The sequence below is a fragment of the Nonomuraea wenchangensis genome, assembly GCF_900111685.1.
GTDB classification, from domain to species: Bacteria; Actinomycetota; Actinomycetes; order Streptosporangiales; family Streptosporangiaceae; genus Nonomuraea; species Nonomuraea wenchangensis.
The window spans coordinates 41,554-55,628 of sequence record NZ_FOHX01000010.1 but is presented as its reverse complement, the minus strand read 5'-3'; the positions used below and the strand labels follow the sequence as shown (position 1 = coordinate 55,628).

Below are 14,075 nucleotides of genomic sequence, written 5' to 3'. Positions count from 1 at the left end.
TCACTACCCGAGGACGGTCAGCCATGCGCATACTCCTGGCGAACATGCCGACACCGCCGCAGGAGTCCTTCGGGCGGCGCAGCCAGCCGCTCGGCATCGCCTACCTCGCCGCCTACCTGCTCGAACGCGGCCACGACGTCGAGATCTTCGAGGGCAACGGCGAAGCCGGCGGGATCGACGCCCTGGTGGAGCGGTGCCTGGCCTCCCGGGCCGGCCTCATCGGCTTCTCCACCACCACGCCGTCGTTCCCGCTGGTCGGGCAGGCGGCGGCCCGCTACCGTGCCGGCGGCGGGACGGCGCTGCTCGTGGCGGGCGGCCACCACGTCAGCGCCGTCCTGCCGACAAGCGTGCTGGCCGAGGTGCCCGAGCTCGACGCCGTGGTGACCGGCGAGGGTGAGCAGACGCTCGCCGAGCTCGTCGAGGCGCACGCGAGCGGCGCGGGTTTCGCCGGCATCCGCGGGCTGAGCTGGCGCGACGGTGACGAGCTGGTCTGGAACGGCTCACGCAAACTGTTGTCGTCGCTCGACTCGCTGCCGCTGCCCGCCCGTCACCTGCTGCCGCCGCTGAGCGAGTACGCGGGCGTGCGCCGCTGGCCCACGCTCGACGTGGTGCCGTGCGCGACGATCGCGGCGAGCCGGGGGTGCCCGTACCGGTGCTCGTTCTGCGACATCCAGTCCTTCTACCGCCGCGAGGACGGGCCGATGCGGCGGGTACGGCGGCCGGAGTCGGTGGCCGAGGAGATGGCACTGGTCCAGCGTGACTTCGGTGCGGAGCACTTCGCGTTCGTGGACGACCTCTTCCCGTACGCGCCCGGCTGGGTGCAGCGCTTCTCCGACGCCCTGACGGAGGCGGGCAGGCCGGGCACCTTCTCGTTCGCCGCGCGGGCCGACCACCTGGTCAAGCACCCCACGCTGCTCGGCCCGCTGGCCGCGGCCGGCTGCTCGTCGATCGAGATGGGCATCGAGAGCGGCAGCCAGAGCGTGCTCGACCGCTACCAGAAGGACCTGAGCGTCGCGGTGAACCTGGAGGCGATCCGGCTCGTCCAGGCCAGCGGCATCCGGACGATCATCGACTTCATCATGTTCGACCCCTGGACGACGCCGGTCGAGCTGGCGGAGAGCCTCGACTTCCTGGAGGCGGCCAAGGCCGACGCCGGATACCCGACGACGGCGTACAGCAGGCTGACCTTCTATCCGGGCACGCCCCTGTACGACCGGTGGGCGGCGGGGCCCATGCCGCATCCCGACGATCCCGAGTGGTTCGGCGATCCCGACGTCCACCGGATCTGGGTCGCGCTCGGCGACTTCCGCGACGCGGCGCAGCGCCGCGTCAACGAGGAGATCGAGGGCTGGCGGCGCGTCCACCGGCAGGCCGTACACGACCAGGCGGAGGACGTACGGGGGGCCGCGGTCCGGCAGATGTACCGGCTGCGCCGGCTCCCCCACCGCGCCCTGCGCGAGCTGGTGTCGCTGACGCTCGGGGCCGGCCTCGACGAGGCGGGCACGGCGGGCGTGATCCGCCGGTCCGTGGCCGTGCTGGACGCCTCGCGCGACGAGCGGCGCGACCTGTCCGGCCGCGCCGCCGCCACGCGGGCGGACGTGCGCGAACGTGACAGCGACCGGCTGCTCAGCGCGTGCGAGTGAGGCCCACACCACGATGACCGGCGGACCACGATGACGGGCGGAGCAGGATGATCGGCCGAGTGCGGGGCGGGGCGCCGCCGGCACGGGCACGGGCACAGGCACAGGCACGGGCACAGGCGCAGGCGCAGGTACGGGCACGGACGCGGGCACAGTCGCGGCCGGGCGGGTCGTTCCGGCTCTTCCTCGGCGCCCGGCTGCTCTCGCTCCTCGGCGACCACCTGTTCACGGTCGCGCTGGTCTTCGCCGTGCTGGAGGCCGGGCACGGACCGGCGGCCCTGGGCGCGGTCATGGCCGCCGAGCTGGTGCCGAAGATCATCCTGACTCCGGCGGCCGGCGCCTGGTGCGACCGGCTCGACCGCCGGCGCGTCCTGATCGCCGGAGACCTCGTGGCGGGCGCGGTGACGGCGGCGGTCGCCGTGACCGTCCTGCTGGGCGTGGCGACCGTACCGGTCCTGATGCTCCTGGCGGCGCTCCTGGGCGCGGCGACGTCGTTCTTCGACCCGGCGGCCATGGGCCTGATCGCGGAGCTGGTGGACGAGCCGGGGCGCAGGGACGCGAGCGCCCGCCTCGGCCTGGCCTCCAGCGCGGCCATGATCGCGGGCCCGGCAGCCGCGGGCGTCCTGGTGGCCGCGGCCGGCCCCGGCCCGGTCATCGCGCTCGACGCGGTCAGCTTCGCGCTCAGCGCGGCCCTGCTCGCCCGGGTACGCCGCCGTACCCTCCCCGCGCGTCCGGCGGCGAAGTCGTCCCTGCTCGCCGGCGTGCAAGAGGGATGGCGGGAGTTCGCCGGGCAGACCTGGCTGTGGCTGCTCACCGCGCAGTTCGCCACGTTCGTGTTCTGCGGGCTCGCGCTGTTCAACGTGCTGGGACCGGTGATCGCCAGGGAACGGTTCGGCGGGGCGGCCGCCTGGGGGCTCATCCAGGCCGGGCTGGGCGCCGGGTTCCTGCTCGGACGGCTGGCCTCGTTCGTCTTCACGCCCGCCCGGCCCGCGCTGGCGGCCTGCCTGCTGGTGGCGGCGACGGTCCCGGCGAACGTGGCGCTGGCCTTCGCCGGCTCGCCCGTCCCCGTCATGGTGTGCCAGGCGCTCACCGGCTGCGCCCTCGCCATGTACGCGACCGTGTGGACCACGCTCGTCACCGTGCGGATCCCCGAGGACCGCCTGTCCCGCGTGGTCGCCACCGACCAGGCGATCTCGCTGGCCACGCTGCCCCTGGCCTCCGCCGCCATGGCGGCCGTGGCCGGCATGATCGGCTTCGCGGCCGCGCTCGCGGGCGGAGCGGTCGTGACCCTGCTCGTCACCGCGTTCGTCGCCCGTACGCGGGCCATCGGCGCGGTGCGCGAACGATCGGCGCCCCCTGACGAAGACGTCCCCCGATGACGTCCCCCGATGAGGAGGAGAGATGGAGCACCTGCAGGACCCGCCGGCCGCGACCTGCCCGGGGATCCGGCGGATCACCACCCCGGCGGGCGACCCCGCCTGGCTCGTCACCGGCTACGCGGCCGCCAGGTCGCTGCTGGCGGACGCCAGGGTCGGACGCTCGCACCCGGACCCGGACAACGCGCCGCGCTTCTCGGACTCGATGCTGCTCGGCCGCCCCTGGGGCACGGTGCGGACCGAGCGGACCGAGCACGCCAGGATGCGGCGGCTCATGGCCCGCGCGTTCTCCTCCGGCCAGTCGGAGGCCCTTCGGCCGCGTATCCAGGAGATGACCGACCGGCTGCTGGACGAGCTGTCCGGGCTGCCGCGGCCGGCCGACTTCCACCAGGCGGTGTCCCAGCCGCTGCCCGCCCTGGTCATCGCCGTACTGCTGGGCGTGCCCGCCGAGGACCGCGACCGTTTCCGCCGCTGGTCGGACGACTGGACGCATGCCGAGGACCACGAACGGGCCCGCTCCGGCATGGAGAATCTGCGGGCGTACATGACCGACCTGGTCGCGGCCAAGCGCGGCCGTCCGGGTGACGACGCGATCTCCGACCTGCTGAGCGTGGCCGACGGCTCCGGCGAGGTGACCGAGGCGGAGGTGGTCGCGCTGGCCACGACCCTGCTGTTCGCCGGGAACGAGACCACGGTCGCCGCCATCGACAAGGGCGTCCTGCTGCTGCTCGGTCACGAGCAGGCACGGGAGGCGGTGTGGCGTGACCCCGCGCTCGCGCCGGCCGCGGTCGAGGAGGTCCTGCGGGCGCGCAGCCCTATGCCGGTCGACCCCGCGACCGAGCAGCTCGGCATCGTCCGCTACGCCCACGAGGACCTCGACACCGGCGGCGCCGGCATCAGGGCCGGGGACCTGATCCTCGTCAGGAAGCTGGACGCCAACCAGGACCCCAGCGTGTTCCCCGACCCCGAGCGCTTCGACGTCGCCCGCCACCCGAACCCGCACCTGACCTTCGGGTACGGCCCCCGCTACTGCCCGGGGGCGCCGCTGGCGCGCGTCGAGCTCCAGGTGCTCTTCAGCACGCTGCCGCGCAGGTTCCCCGGGCTGCGGCTGGCCAACCCCGGCGAGCCGCCGCGGCGCCAGCCGGGGCGGCTCACACCCCACCCCGAGCATCTGCTGGTCACGTGGTGAGCGGTCAGGCCGCCCCCGCCGTGACCGGTCCGGCGGTCGACGCCGGGTCCTTCCGGCAGGCGATGGGACGCCTCGCGACCGGGGTGACACTCGTCACCACCCGGTTCGACGGGGTCGATCACGTGATGACCGCCAACTCGTTCACGTCGGTGTCGCTCGACCCGCCCCTCGTGCTGTTCTGCGTGCGGCGGGGCAGCCGCTTCCATCACGCGGTGCTGGCGTCCGGCGTGTGGGGCGTGTCGGTGCTGCCGGCCGCCATGGAGGACGCGGGACGTTTCTTCGCACAGCCCGGGCGGCCGGTCGGCGGGGTCACCCGCTGGCCCTGCCACCGGGGCGTGCGGGGCGTGGCGCTGTTCGACGCGGCGCTCGCGGTGCTGGAGGCGAGCACGCACGCCGTCCACGACGAGGGCGACCACGCGATCGTGGTGGGGGCGGTGACCGCGCTGGGCCCGCCCCGCGACGACCGCCCGCTGATCTACCAGCGGGGCCGCTACCGGACCTGCTGACCCGGACCTGCTGACCAGAGGCCCAGGACCTGGGCTCAGGATCCGGTCCTGGCGGTGGCGCGTTCCTCGGCCTGGCCGCGCTCGCGCGCGTAGACGACGGTCAGCGGGTGCATGACGAACTCGTCGCCGCCGGCCGCGTCGAGCAGGCAGACCTCCACGAGCCTGGCCAGCAGGTCGTGCGCGGCCGGCAGGTCCGCGCCGAGCAGGGCGGCGGCCGTGGCGGCGGAGAAGCGGGTCCTCCCGTCGAGCCCCAGCGACGTGAACAGCCGCCGGGCCGGCTCCTCCAGCAGCCGGTAGCCCGCCGCGAGCGTGGCCCGCACGTCCGCCGTCCCGTGGCTGAGCTCGTCCAGGCAGAGCCGCGGGTCGGCCAGTCGCGCCGCGAGCCGGCCGACCGGCCAGTGGGGCCTGGCCGCGAGCCGCGCACCCGCCACCCGTACCGCCAGGGGCAGCCCCGCGCACAGGCGGACCAGCTCGTCCGACGCCCGCGGCTCCCGCTCGAACCGTTCACGCCCGGCGATCGCGCGCAGCAGGTCCAGCGCGTCATGGCGGGGGAGCATGCCGAGCTGCCACGGCCGCGCCCCCGGCAGGCCCGGCAGCCGGTACCTGCTGGTGACCAGGACCGCGCTGCCCGGCGCGCCCGGCAGCAGGGGCTGCACCTGCGCCTCGCCGCCGGCGCCGTCAAGCACCACCGTCACCCGACGCTCCGCGAGCAGGTCGCGGTACATCTCGGCCCTCGGCTCCAGCCCGTCGGGGATCGCCGTACGGTGGACGCCGAGCGCGCGCAGGAAACGTTCGAGCACCTCGGCGGGGTCGGCGGGGCGCGGGTCCAGGCCGTGCAGGTCGACGTAGAGCTGCCCGCCGGGGAACGACTGGCACAGCCGGTGCGCCGCCTGCACCGCCAGCGCCGACTTGCCGACGCCGCCAGGGCCCGCGATCACCGCCAGCCCGACACCGTGCTCCGAGCTCCCGGCGAGGTGGCGGACCACCTCGTCGAGGGCCTGATCACGGCCGGTGAAGTCGGCGAGCGCGGCGGGAAGCTGACGCGGCCGCCCCACCACGGGAGCACCCACCACGGGAGCACCCAGCAGGTGAACGCCCGCCACGGGAACCGCGTGAGGAGCCGCGTGCGGAGCCGCCGTCGATGCGGTCGGCGCGGCGGGGTGCCGGTCCGGCAGCACCCGCAGCAACACTCCACGCAGGTCCGGGCCCGGCGCCACGCCGAGTCTGCTGCCCAGGTTCTCCTTGACCGCCTCGTACACCTGAACCGCCTCGGCCTGCCGTCCGCACTGGTACAGCGCCGTCATGAGCTGGGCCGCCAGCCGCTCGTCCAGGGGGTGGGCCATCGCCAGCTCATAGATGCGCGCCACGATCTCCTCCCCGCGGCCCGCGGCGAGCTGGATCTCGTGGTAGCGGAGCGCGGCGGCCACCCGCACCTGCTCCAGCCGGGTTCGCGTCCCCGCCGCCCAAGGGCCGGGCAGCCCTACCAGCAGCTCCCGCCTGCACAGGCTCAGCGCCTCGTGCAGCAGGGCCGCCGCCCACGGGCCCTCGTGGACGGCCTGCGCCTCGTCCACCAGCCTCAGGAACCGGTGCAGGTCCACCTGTTCCTGCTCCACCTGCAGGACATAGCCGCCCGTGTGCCGTCGCAGCTCCACGCCGTGCGCGTGCAGCGCCCTGCGCAGGCGGGCGACGTACGAGTAGAGGGTGCCGCGCGCGCCCGGGGGCGGCGCCGCGCCCCACAGGCCGTCCACGAGCTGGTCGGCGAGGACCACCTCGCCGGCGTCCGACAGGAGCATCGCCAGCACGCTGCGCTGTTTGGCCGGGCCGAGTTCGACCTCCTCGCCGTCGCCGGAGGTCGCGTGCATGTGGCCGAGCAGTCTGAACTTCACCGTCGTCGTCCTCCCGGTGCCGTCCTTCACGGCAGCAGCATGCGCGCGGGCCCGTATGGAAGGCGCAGGAAAAGCGCATGCCGGCGCCGGCGACGGGACATGCGGCCCTCGCCGGACCTCTTTCTGCGGCGATTCGACGATCTTCCCGGCCGTCCGCGCCTACACTTTCGCGAAGTCGCAAGGCACTGGAGACTCTGGAGCCGCTGGTGGAAGCTCGGGGACACGACGCGCCCGCGCCGCTGTTCCGGCTCCTCGGGCCCGTCGTGCTGGAGGCCGGCGCCGGGCGGGTCACGTTCACCGGCAAGCAGGGAGCGCTGCTGACCGTGCTGCTGCTGCACGCCGGCCAGGTGGTCTCGACGCCGCGCCTGGCCGAGACGGTCTGGGACCCGCCGATGCCCAGCGCGCCGGCCGCCCGGGTCAGAATGCTGGTCTCCGAGGTACGCCGGGCCTGCGCCGCGGTCGGCGCCGACGTCATCGAGACCCGCCGGCCCGGCTACCTGCTGTCGCCCGGCGCGGGCGGGATCGACCTCACGCTGTTCCGGTCACAGGTGGCGCTGGCCCGCGAGGCCGCCGCCGCCGGGCGCCACGCCGAGGCCCTCGCGCATTACGAACGGGCGCTGAGCTGGTGGCGGGGCGCGCCGCTCGACGGGGTCACCGGCTCGTTCGCCGAGGCGCGGGCCGAGCGGCTGCACGGGCTCAAGCTCGACGCGCTGGAGGAGCGTCAGGAGGTGCTGCTGACGCTGGACCGGTACGGCGACGTCGTGTCCGAGGTGAGCGCGCTGGCCGACGAGGCTCCGCTGCGCGAGCGGCTGCACGGGCAGCTCATGCGGGCACTGTACGAGAGCGGGCGGCGTACCGAGGCGCTGGAGGTCTACCGGCGGCTGCGCCGGCGGATGGTGGACGAGCTGGGGCTGGAGCCGACGTACGAGCTGCGGCGGTTGCAGTCGCGGATCCTCCGCTCCGACCCGCCGCCCGTCAGCGCCGGGGACGGCGCCGGCCCGCCGGGACCGGACGGCGGCGGCCCGCAGGCCGGCGCACCGGCGGCGGCCCGGCCGGCGGTCGTGCTGCCCGTGCCGTGCCAGCTCCCCGCTCCGCCTCCGTCCTTCACCAACCGCGACCATGAGCTGGAGGAGCTCGACGACCTGCGCCGGCCCGGCACCGACGGTGTGGGCGTCGCCGCGATCAGCGGGCCGGGCGGCATCGGCAAGACCTGGCTCGCGCTGCACTGGGCTCACGCCCGGCGCGACCGCTACCCCGACGGCCAGCTCTACGTGAACCTCCGCGGCTTCGACGAGGCCGAGGAGCCGGTGCCGCCGGGGACGGTGCTGCGGCAGTTCCTCGGCGCGCTGGGCATGCCCGACGCCGTCATCCCCACCGGGCAGGAGGCGCAGGCCGCGCTGTACCGCTCGCTCCTGGCGGACCGGCGGCTGCTCGTCGTCCTGGACAACGCCCGCGACAGCGCCCAGGTGACCTCGCTCATCCCCGGCAGCCCCGGCTGCACCGTGCTCGTCACCAGCCGCAACCCGCTCACGGCCCTGCACACCACCCACTCCGCCAGGCTGCTGAAGGTGGGCGCCTTCTCCGAGGAGGAGTCCCGGCGCATGCTCCGCCGGCACCTCGGCGCGGATCGGATGGCGGCCGACCCTGGCGCGGTCGCGGCGCTGGTGGAGCACAGCGGCGGCCTGCCGCTGGCGCTCGGCGTGCTGACCTCCCGCGCCGCCACCGACCCCGGCTTCCCCCTGGCCGCGCTGACGCAGGAGCTGCGGGACCCGGCCACCAGGCTCGACGCCCTGGAGACCGGCGACCTCGGCGCCGGCCTGCGTGCCGTGTTCAGGTCCTCCTACGCCGCGCTGGACGCCACGTCCGCCCGGCTCTTCCTCCTGCTGGGCTCGGCTCCGGGCCCCGACGTCGGGCTGGCCGCCGCGGCGGTGCTGGCCGGGCTGCCCATGTCCGCGACGCGTACGCTGCTGTCGGCCCTGGAGGCCGCCGGCCTGGTCCGCCGGCTCACCCCCGCCCGCTACTGGATGCACGATCTCGTACGGCTCTACGCCGCCGAGCGGGCTGCCCTGGACCTGCCCGCGCGGGAGCTCGGCCAGGCGCTGTCCCGCCTCGTCGAGACGCAAGCGGCCACGGCCTGCGCCGCCGACCGCCTCCTGTCGCCGCACCGGCTCGCCGTCCCCTCCTCGCCCGCCCCTCTCAGGGGCGTCTCTCCTCCAGGCGCGGTGCCTTTCGCGGACGCCGCCGCCGCGCTCGCCTGGTTCGAGGCGGAGCTGCCGGGTCTGACGGCCACCCAGCTCCTCGCCGAGGAGCTGGGCCTGGACCAGGCGTGCTGGCGGCTCGCGTGGGGGCTGACGACGTTCCTGCTGCGGCGTTACCTCACCCGCGAACGGCTCGGCGTCTGGACGGTCGCCCTGGCCGCCGCCCGGCGGATCGGCGACCTGCGCGTCCTCGCCCTCTGCCACTGGCAGGCCGGATACGCCTACGCCCACATCGGCGCGGACCGGCTCGGCGAAGGGCTGGAGAACCTGAACCGGGCGCTGGAGCTGTTCGAGCAGGCCGGCGACCGCTCCGGTCAGGCCCAGGTGCACCACACGGTGGCCTGGGTCTGGAGTGTACGCGGGCAGCCCGAGCGCGGGCTGGAGCACGCGCGGGCCGCGCTGCGCATCCAGCACGACGCCGGCGACCTCGTCTGGGAGGCGAACGCGCTCAGCGCCCTGGGCTGGATCCACCTGCAACTGGGCGAGCACGAGACGGCACGCGAGCTGTGCGAGCAGGCGCTGACGCTGTTCCGCCACCATCATGACGAGAGCGGCGAGGCCGCCACGCTCGACACCCTCGGCGGGCTCGCCCTGCGGCAGGGCGCCCACGAGCGGGCCCTGGACCTCTACGAGCAATGCCTGGCCGTGCGCGCGGGCAACGGCAACGCCTTCCAGGCCGCCGACACCCTGGTCGGCCTGGGCGACACCCACCACGCGCTCGGGCAGACGGAGCGGGCCCACGCCGCCTGGAGCGAGGCACTGGCTTTGTACGAGTCACAACACCGCCGCGACCTGGCCGAACGGGTACGGTCGAAGCTCCTTCGGCCGGGATCCTCCAGCGACGCTCACTGATCCAGCCGCCGCCGGGCCTGCCGCTCCTCCCGGCGCGCCACCTCCAGCCGGTTCCCGCTGTCGTCGAGCCTGCGGCGCGCCTTGGCGAGTTTGCGCTCCAGCCGTTCGACCTTGGCCGCGCGCTCGTCGAAGTCCCGCTGGGCGATCTCCAGGGCCTCCTGCCACTCCCGGTGCGCGGCCTGCGCCTCGGCCCGTTCCCTGGCCTTCCTCGCCGCCTCCTCCTCTTCCCGGGCACGAGCCGCCGCGGCCTCCTCCTCTTCCCGGGCGCGAGCGGCGGCGGCCTCGTTCTCGGGCGCGGGCTTCCTCTTCCCTCCCGCCCGCGCACCCGGCCCAGCCGCGGGCTTCCTCTTCCCGCCCGCCCGCTCCCCCCGCTCCGGCTCCGGCCTCGTCTTCCGGGCCGGCCGCTCGCGCGGCGTGGGCGCGGGCGCGAAGCCGCTGTAGGCGAGCGGCCTGGCGAGCCGGCCACGGCGCACCTGCTCGGCGGCGCCCGCGTCCACGACGGCCGCGTCCAGTGTCTGCTCCACCTCGGCGGTCGCGGCGGCCGACAGCTCGCCCTCCTGCCTGACGAGCCGGCCGAGCCGGCCGGTGACCTCGCCGCGGCGCCGGGTCAGCTCGGCGAGCGCGCCGGGGTCCTGCTCCTGCCAGGCGGCGCGCAGCCGCTCCCCCACCTCCAGCAGCTCGGCCACCTCGCCGGGGTGCGCGCGGGCGGCCCGGTTGACGGCCGCCGCCGACACTGTTGGCTTGCGCAGCTTGGCTATCTCGCGGGCGAGCCCGGCGTCGCCCGCGTCCCTGGCCGCGCGGGCCTCGGCCGTACGCGCGGCGGTGAACTCCGGGGGCGAGAGCCCGTACAGGCGGTCCGCCACCTCGTCAAGATCCACACAGGACAAATACCCCACATGGCGGGTTTTCTAGCGCATAGTGGAGGCAGCCCCCCAGCCGAACGGAGGCCCCCGGTGTTCGAACGCTTCACCGACCGAGCGCGCAGGGTCGTCGTCCTCGCCCAGGAGGAGGCGCGGACGATGAGCCACGGCTACATCGGCACGGAACACATCCTGCTGGGCCTCATCGCCGAGGGCGAGGGGCTGGCCGCGCTGGTGCTGGAGAGCAGCGGGGTGGAGCAGGACCGCGTACGCGCGTTCGTGGAGCGCGAGACGGAGCACGACGGCAAGCCGCCGAGCGGGCACATCCCGTTCACGCCGAGCGCCAAGAAGGTGCTGGAGCTGTCACTGCGCGAGGCGCTGCAGCTGCGCCACAACTACATCGGCACCGAGCACATCCTGCTCGGGCTGATCAGGGAGGGCGAAGGGCTGGCCTCCCAGGCGCTCGTGGACGTCGGCGCGGACCCGGCCGGGCTGCGCCAGCGCGTGCTCGACCGCGTCGGGCGGGGCTCCAGGGAGCGCCCTCCCGAGATGCTCTTCGCCGGCACCGGCTCACTGAACGAACGGCTCGCCCAGATCCAGGAGAGCCTGGAACGCATCGAACGCCACCTCGGCATCCACCCGCACGCCGACACCTCCGACCACAGGACGGGCGAGGGCGAGGGCGAGGAGGGCGTCGGCTGAACCGCCGTCAGACCGCCGCCATCGCGCCGACCGGCAGCCGCGCCTCCACCACGCCGGGGTCGTCGGTGTAGCCGAGCGTGGCGCCCAGCGACACCAGCAGCCGGCGCATCCGCGCGTTGTCGGACAGCATGGTCGCCCTGACCTCGGCGTATCCAAGGTCGCGGGCCGCGCGCACCAGCATCCGCGCCATGGCCACGCCCAGACCGCGCCCCTGCCAGCGGTCCTCGACGAGGAAGGCCATCTCGGCGATGCCGGGGTCCGGCGTGAACATCAGGTTCGCCATCGCCACGACCTGCCCGTCGTGCCCGGCGACCAGCGAGTGTCCCCGGTTCCTGTCGCACAGCCGGTCGAACATGTGGGGCGGCAGCGTGGGCATGGCGGTGAAGTAGCGGAACCTGCGCGACTCCGGCGAGCACCTGTCGTGCAGGTCGCGTACGGCCTCGCGGTAGATGGAGGTGAGCGGGCGCACCGTGACCTCGACGCCGTCGGACAGCTTGACCGCGCGCTCGACGCCCATCTGGCCGGCGGCGGGCTGGGCGAGCCGGGCGAGGGCGGCGGCCCTGGCGGCCTCGGTCAGCGTGAACGGGAGCTCGGCGCGGCGCAGCCGGACCGCGCGCTTGGCGGCGACGGGCACGACGAGCCTGGTCGGGTCTGGGAGATCACTCACGGCATCACCATAGATCCACCGGGCGTCGTCGGCGCGCAGCAGCTCTGCCAGCAGCTCGGGGAGTCGCCACGGCATCGTACGCAGCCGGGAGGCCAGCAGGAGCACGCGGGTGGGCTCGTCGGTCAGCTCGTGGGCGGTGGCGGGGACCACCCGCACCTCACGGCCGCCGGCCGCCTCAAGGGCCTCGCGCACGGCCTCCGGGCCTGCGGGGATGTCGGCGACGAACTCGTCCACGGTGCCGCCGGTGTCTGACTGGACGCTGAGTCCGAGGATGTTGCCGCCCCTCTCGGCCAGGGCCGAGGCGAGGGAGGCCAGCCGCCCGGGCCGCTCGTCCACCGTGGTGCGAATGCGCAAGAATCCCATGCGGCGAGCATGCCCTGAAGGTGTTACACGTCCGCTAACGACGTGTTTCATCGCGAAATGAACCTATTTATCCCGATAAGAGAGGCCGGTACGGCGAGCCCCTCCCGGTGGGCGCCTTCCGGCGGGCCCCTCCCGGCGGGCCCCTCCCGGCGGGCCCCTCCCGGCGGGCCCCTCCCGGCGGGATCCTTTCGGCGGGATCCTTTCGGTGGGACCCTCGGTGGGCGGCCCACGTCGGACGCGGCGACCCGAACCCCACCCCGGCCCGACCCACCCGCCCAATGGGCCTCGGCAATCTGGGTGCCTTCTTGCGCACCTCGGTCTCGTTGAGGATCCATCACGAATTTCGTTGCGAGATGCGGCACAGTGTCCGGATATAGCAGGATAAGGGGGCATGAGCGTGCGTGTTCCCTTGTCGTCCGAGTTCGTGAACGGCGACGTGTCCTTCTGGTACCGGTCCATGGGCGTCCCCGCCCCCGGCCCCCGTCTCGACGGCGATCTCGATGCCGACGTGGCGATCGTCGGCGCCGGTTATACGGGCCTGTGGACCGCGTACTACCTCAAGCGCGCCCGCCCGTCCCTCCGCGTGGTCCTGCTGGAGCAGGAGTTCGCCGGCTTCGGCGCCTCCGGCCGCAACGGCGGCTGGCTGACCGGCGACCTGGCCGGCTCGCACGAGCGCTACGGCGAGGGCGCCCGCCGCCTGCAGCGCGAGATGTACACCTCCATCGACGAGGTCATCGCCGTCTGCGAGAAGGAGGGCATCGACTGCGACCTGGTCAAGGGCGGCGTGCTGAACGTGGCCCGTACCCCCGCCCAGGTCTCCCGCCTGCGCGAGAGCGTCGAGTCGGCCCGCCCCTGGGGCATCGGCGAGGAGGACCTGCGCCTGGTGAACCCCGACGACCACCTGCGGGTCGCCGGCGCCATCGAGGGCTCGTGGAGCCCGCACTGCGCCCGCATCCAGCCCGCCAAGCTCGCCCAGGGCCTGGCCAGGGTGGTCAGGGACCTCGGCGTGTCCATCTACGAGCGCACGCCGGTCACCGAGATCGTCCCGCACCGCGCGGTCACCCCGTACGGCACCGTGACCGCCGGCCACGTCATCCGCGCCACGGAGGGCTTCACCTCCCGCCTGCGCGGCCTGCGCCGCCAGTGGCTGCCGATGAACAGCTCCATGATCGTCACCGAGCCCCTGCCGCAGTCGTTCTGGGACGAGGTGGGCTGGCGCGGCGCGGAGCTGCTCGGCGACATGGCCCACTACTACATGTACGCCCAGCGCACCGCTGACGACCGCATCGCCTTCGGCGGCCGGGGTCGCCCCTACCTGTACGGCTCCCGCATCGACGCCCGCGGCCACACCCACGAGTGGACGGTCGAGGCGCTGTGGAGCCTGCTGACCGAGTTCTTCCCCGCGGCCCGCTCCTCCTCGGTCGCCCACGCCTGGTCGGGCGTGCTCGGCGTGCCGCGCGACTGGTGCTCGACCGTCCACGTGGACCCCTCCACCGGCCTCGGCTGGGCGGGCGGCTACACCGGCCACGGCGTCACCACCACGAACCTGGCCGGCCGGACGCTGCGCGACCTCGTGCTCGGCGAGGAGACGGATCTCACGTCCCTGCCGTGGGTGGGCCGCAGGGTCCGCGCGTGGGAGCCCGAGCCGCTGCGCTGGATCGGCGTGCACGCGATGTACCGGCTGTACCGGGTGGCCGACGAGCGCGAGCGCACGATGCCCCGCACGTCGGTCCTGGCCCGCTTCGCCGACCTCATCACGGGGCACTGAACCGTAAA

General features: G+C 74.6%; 9 protein-coding genes and 1 pseudogene. 7 read left to right on the top strand and 3 right to left on the bottom strand.

All coding sequences use genetic code 11. From position 1 onward, the window contains the following. Positions 1-23 precede the first annotated feature (23 nt). From BMW85_RS28205 to BMW85_RS28190, 4 genes are read left to right on the top strand one after another with little or no spacing between them, the layout of a single operon-like run. A complete protein-coding gene (locus tag BMW85_RS28205; RefSeq protein WP_177240923.1) occupies positions 24-1,643 on the top strand; it encodes a B12-binding domain-containing radical SAM protein in 1,620 nt (539 codons plus the stop codon). A 47-nt stretch (positions 1,644-1,690) separates the two neighbouring features. After that, on the top strand, positions 1,691-3,019 hold the full coding sequence (locus BMW85_RS28200; RefSeq protein WP_091087252.1) for an MFS transporter: 1,329 nt from the start codon (positions 1,691-1,693) through the stop codon (positions 3,017-3,019). 22 nt (positions 3,020-3,041) lie between these two features. After that, positions 3,042-4,205 carry a cytochrome P450 gene (locus BMW85_RS28195; protein ID WP_091087250.1) on the top strand — a complete coding sequence of 388 codons (1,164 nt, stop codon included), beginning with the start codon at positions 3,042-3,044 and terminating at the stop codon, positions 4,203-4,205. After that, positions 4,199-4,711 carry a flavin reductase family protein gene (locus BMW85_RS28190; protein ID WP_245775117.1) on the top strand — a complete coding sequence of 171 codons (513 nt, stop codon included), beginning with the start codon at positions 4,199-4,201 and terminating at the stop codon, positions 4,709-4,711. The genes BMW85_RS28195 and BMW85_RS28190 overlap by 7 nt, the downstream gene beginning before the upstream one ends. A gap of 35 nt (positions 4,712-4,746) precedes the next feature. On the opposite strand, the gene BMW85_RS28185 is transcribed toward BMW85_RS28190, so the two are convergent. Then, positions 4,747-6,597 (bottom strand): AfsR/SARP family transcriptional regulator, encoded by a 1,851-nt coding sequence (locus tag BMW85_RS28185; protein WP_091087246.1) that lies wholly within the window; start codon positions 6,595-6,597, stop codon positions 4,747-4,749. A gap of 206 nt (positions 6,598-6,803) precedes the next feature. Here BMW85_RS28185 and BMW85_RS28180 point away from each other — a divergent pair, with 206 nt between their 5' ends. Beyond that, positions 6,804-9,707 (top strand): AfsR/SARP family transcriptional regulator, encoded by a 2,904-nt coding sequence (locus tag BMW85_RS28180; RefSeq protein WP_177240922.1) that lies wholly within the window; start codon positions 6,804-6,806, stop codon positions 9,705-9,707. Here the strand turns inward: BMW85_RS28180 and BMW85_RS28175 are convergent. After that, positions 9,701-10,585: a hypothetical protein gene (locus BMW85_RS28175; protein WP_143082424.1), complete on the bottom strand. Its 885-nt coding sequence runs from the start codon at positions 10,583-10,585 to the stop codon at positions 9,701-9,703. The genes BMW85_RS28180 and BMW85_RS28175 overlap by 7 nt on opposite strands. A 75-nt stretch (positions 10,586-10,660) precedes the next feature. Here BMW85_RS28175 and BMW85_RS28170 point away from each other — a divergent pair. Further along, positions 10,661-11,197: pseudogene (locus tag BMW85_RS28170) on the top strand (Clp protease N-terminal domain-containing protein); the annotation flags it as partial. 79 nt (positions 11,198-11,276) lie between these two features. Here the strand turns inward: BMW85_RS28170 and BMW85_RS28165 are convergent. After that, on the bottom strand, positions 11,277-12,299 hold the full coding sequence (locus BMW85_RS28165; protein ID WP_091087240.1) for a GNAT family N-acetyltransferase: 1,023 nt from the start codon (positions 12,297-12,299) through the stop codon (positions 11,277-11,279). 391 nt (positions 12,300-12,690) lie between these two features. Between BMW85_RS28165 and BMW85_RS28160 the strand changes: the two genes are divergently transcribed. After that, positions 12,691-14,067, top strand: a complete 1,377-nt coding sequence (locus BMW85_RS28160; RefSeq protein WP_091087238.1) for an NAD(P)/FAD-dependent oxidoreductase — start codon at positions 12,691-12,693, stop codon at positions 14,065-14,067. Positions 14,068-14,075 lie beyond the last annotated feature (8 nt).

Bases quoted from the DNA above. Each gene is read 5' to 3' on its own strand.
- BMW85_RS28205 (WP_177240923.1), top strand. From the start codon at position 24: ATGCGCATACTCCTGGCGAACATGCCGACACCGCCGCAGGAGTCCTTC.
- BMW85_RS28200 (WP_091087252.1), top strand. From the start codon at position 1,691: ATGATCGGCCGAGTGCGGGGCGGGGCGCCGCCGGCACGGGCACGGGCA.
- BMW85_RS28165 (WP_091087240.1), bottom strand. From the start codon at position 12,299: ATGGGATTCTTGCGCATTCGCACCACGGTGGACGAGCGGCCCGGGCGG.
- BMW85_RS28160 (WP_091087238.1), top strand. From the start codon at position 12,691: ATGAGCGTGCGTGTTCCCTTGTCGTCCGAGTTCGTGAACGGCGACGTG.
- BMW85_RS28195 (WP_091087250.1), top strand. From the start codon at position 3,042: ATGGAGCACCTGCAGGACCCGCCGGCCGCGACCTGCCCGGGGATCCGG.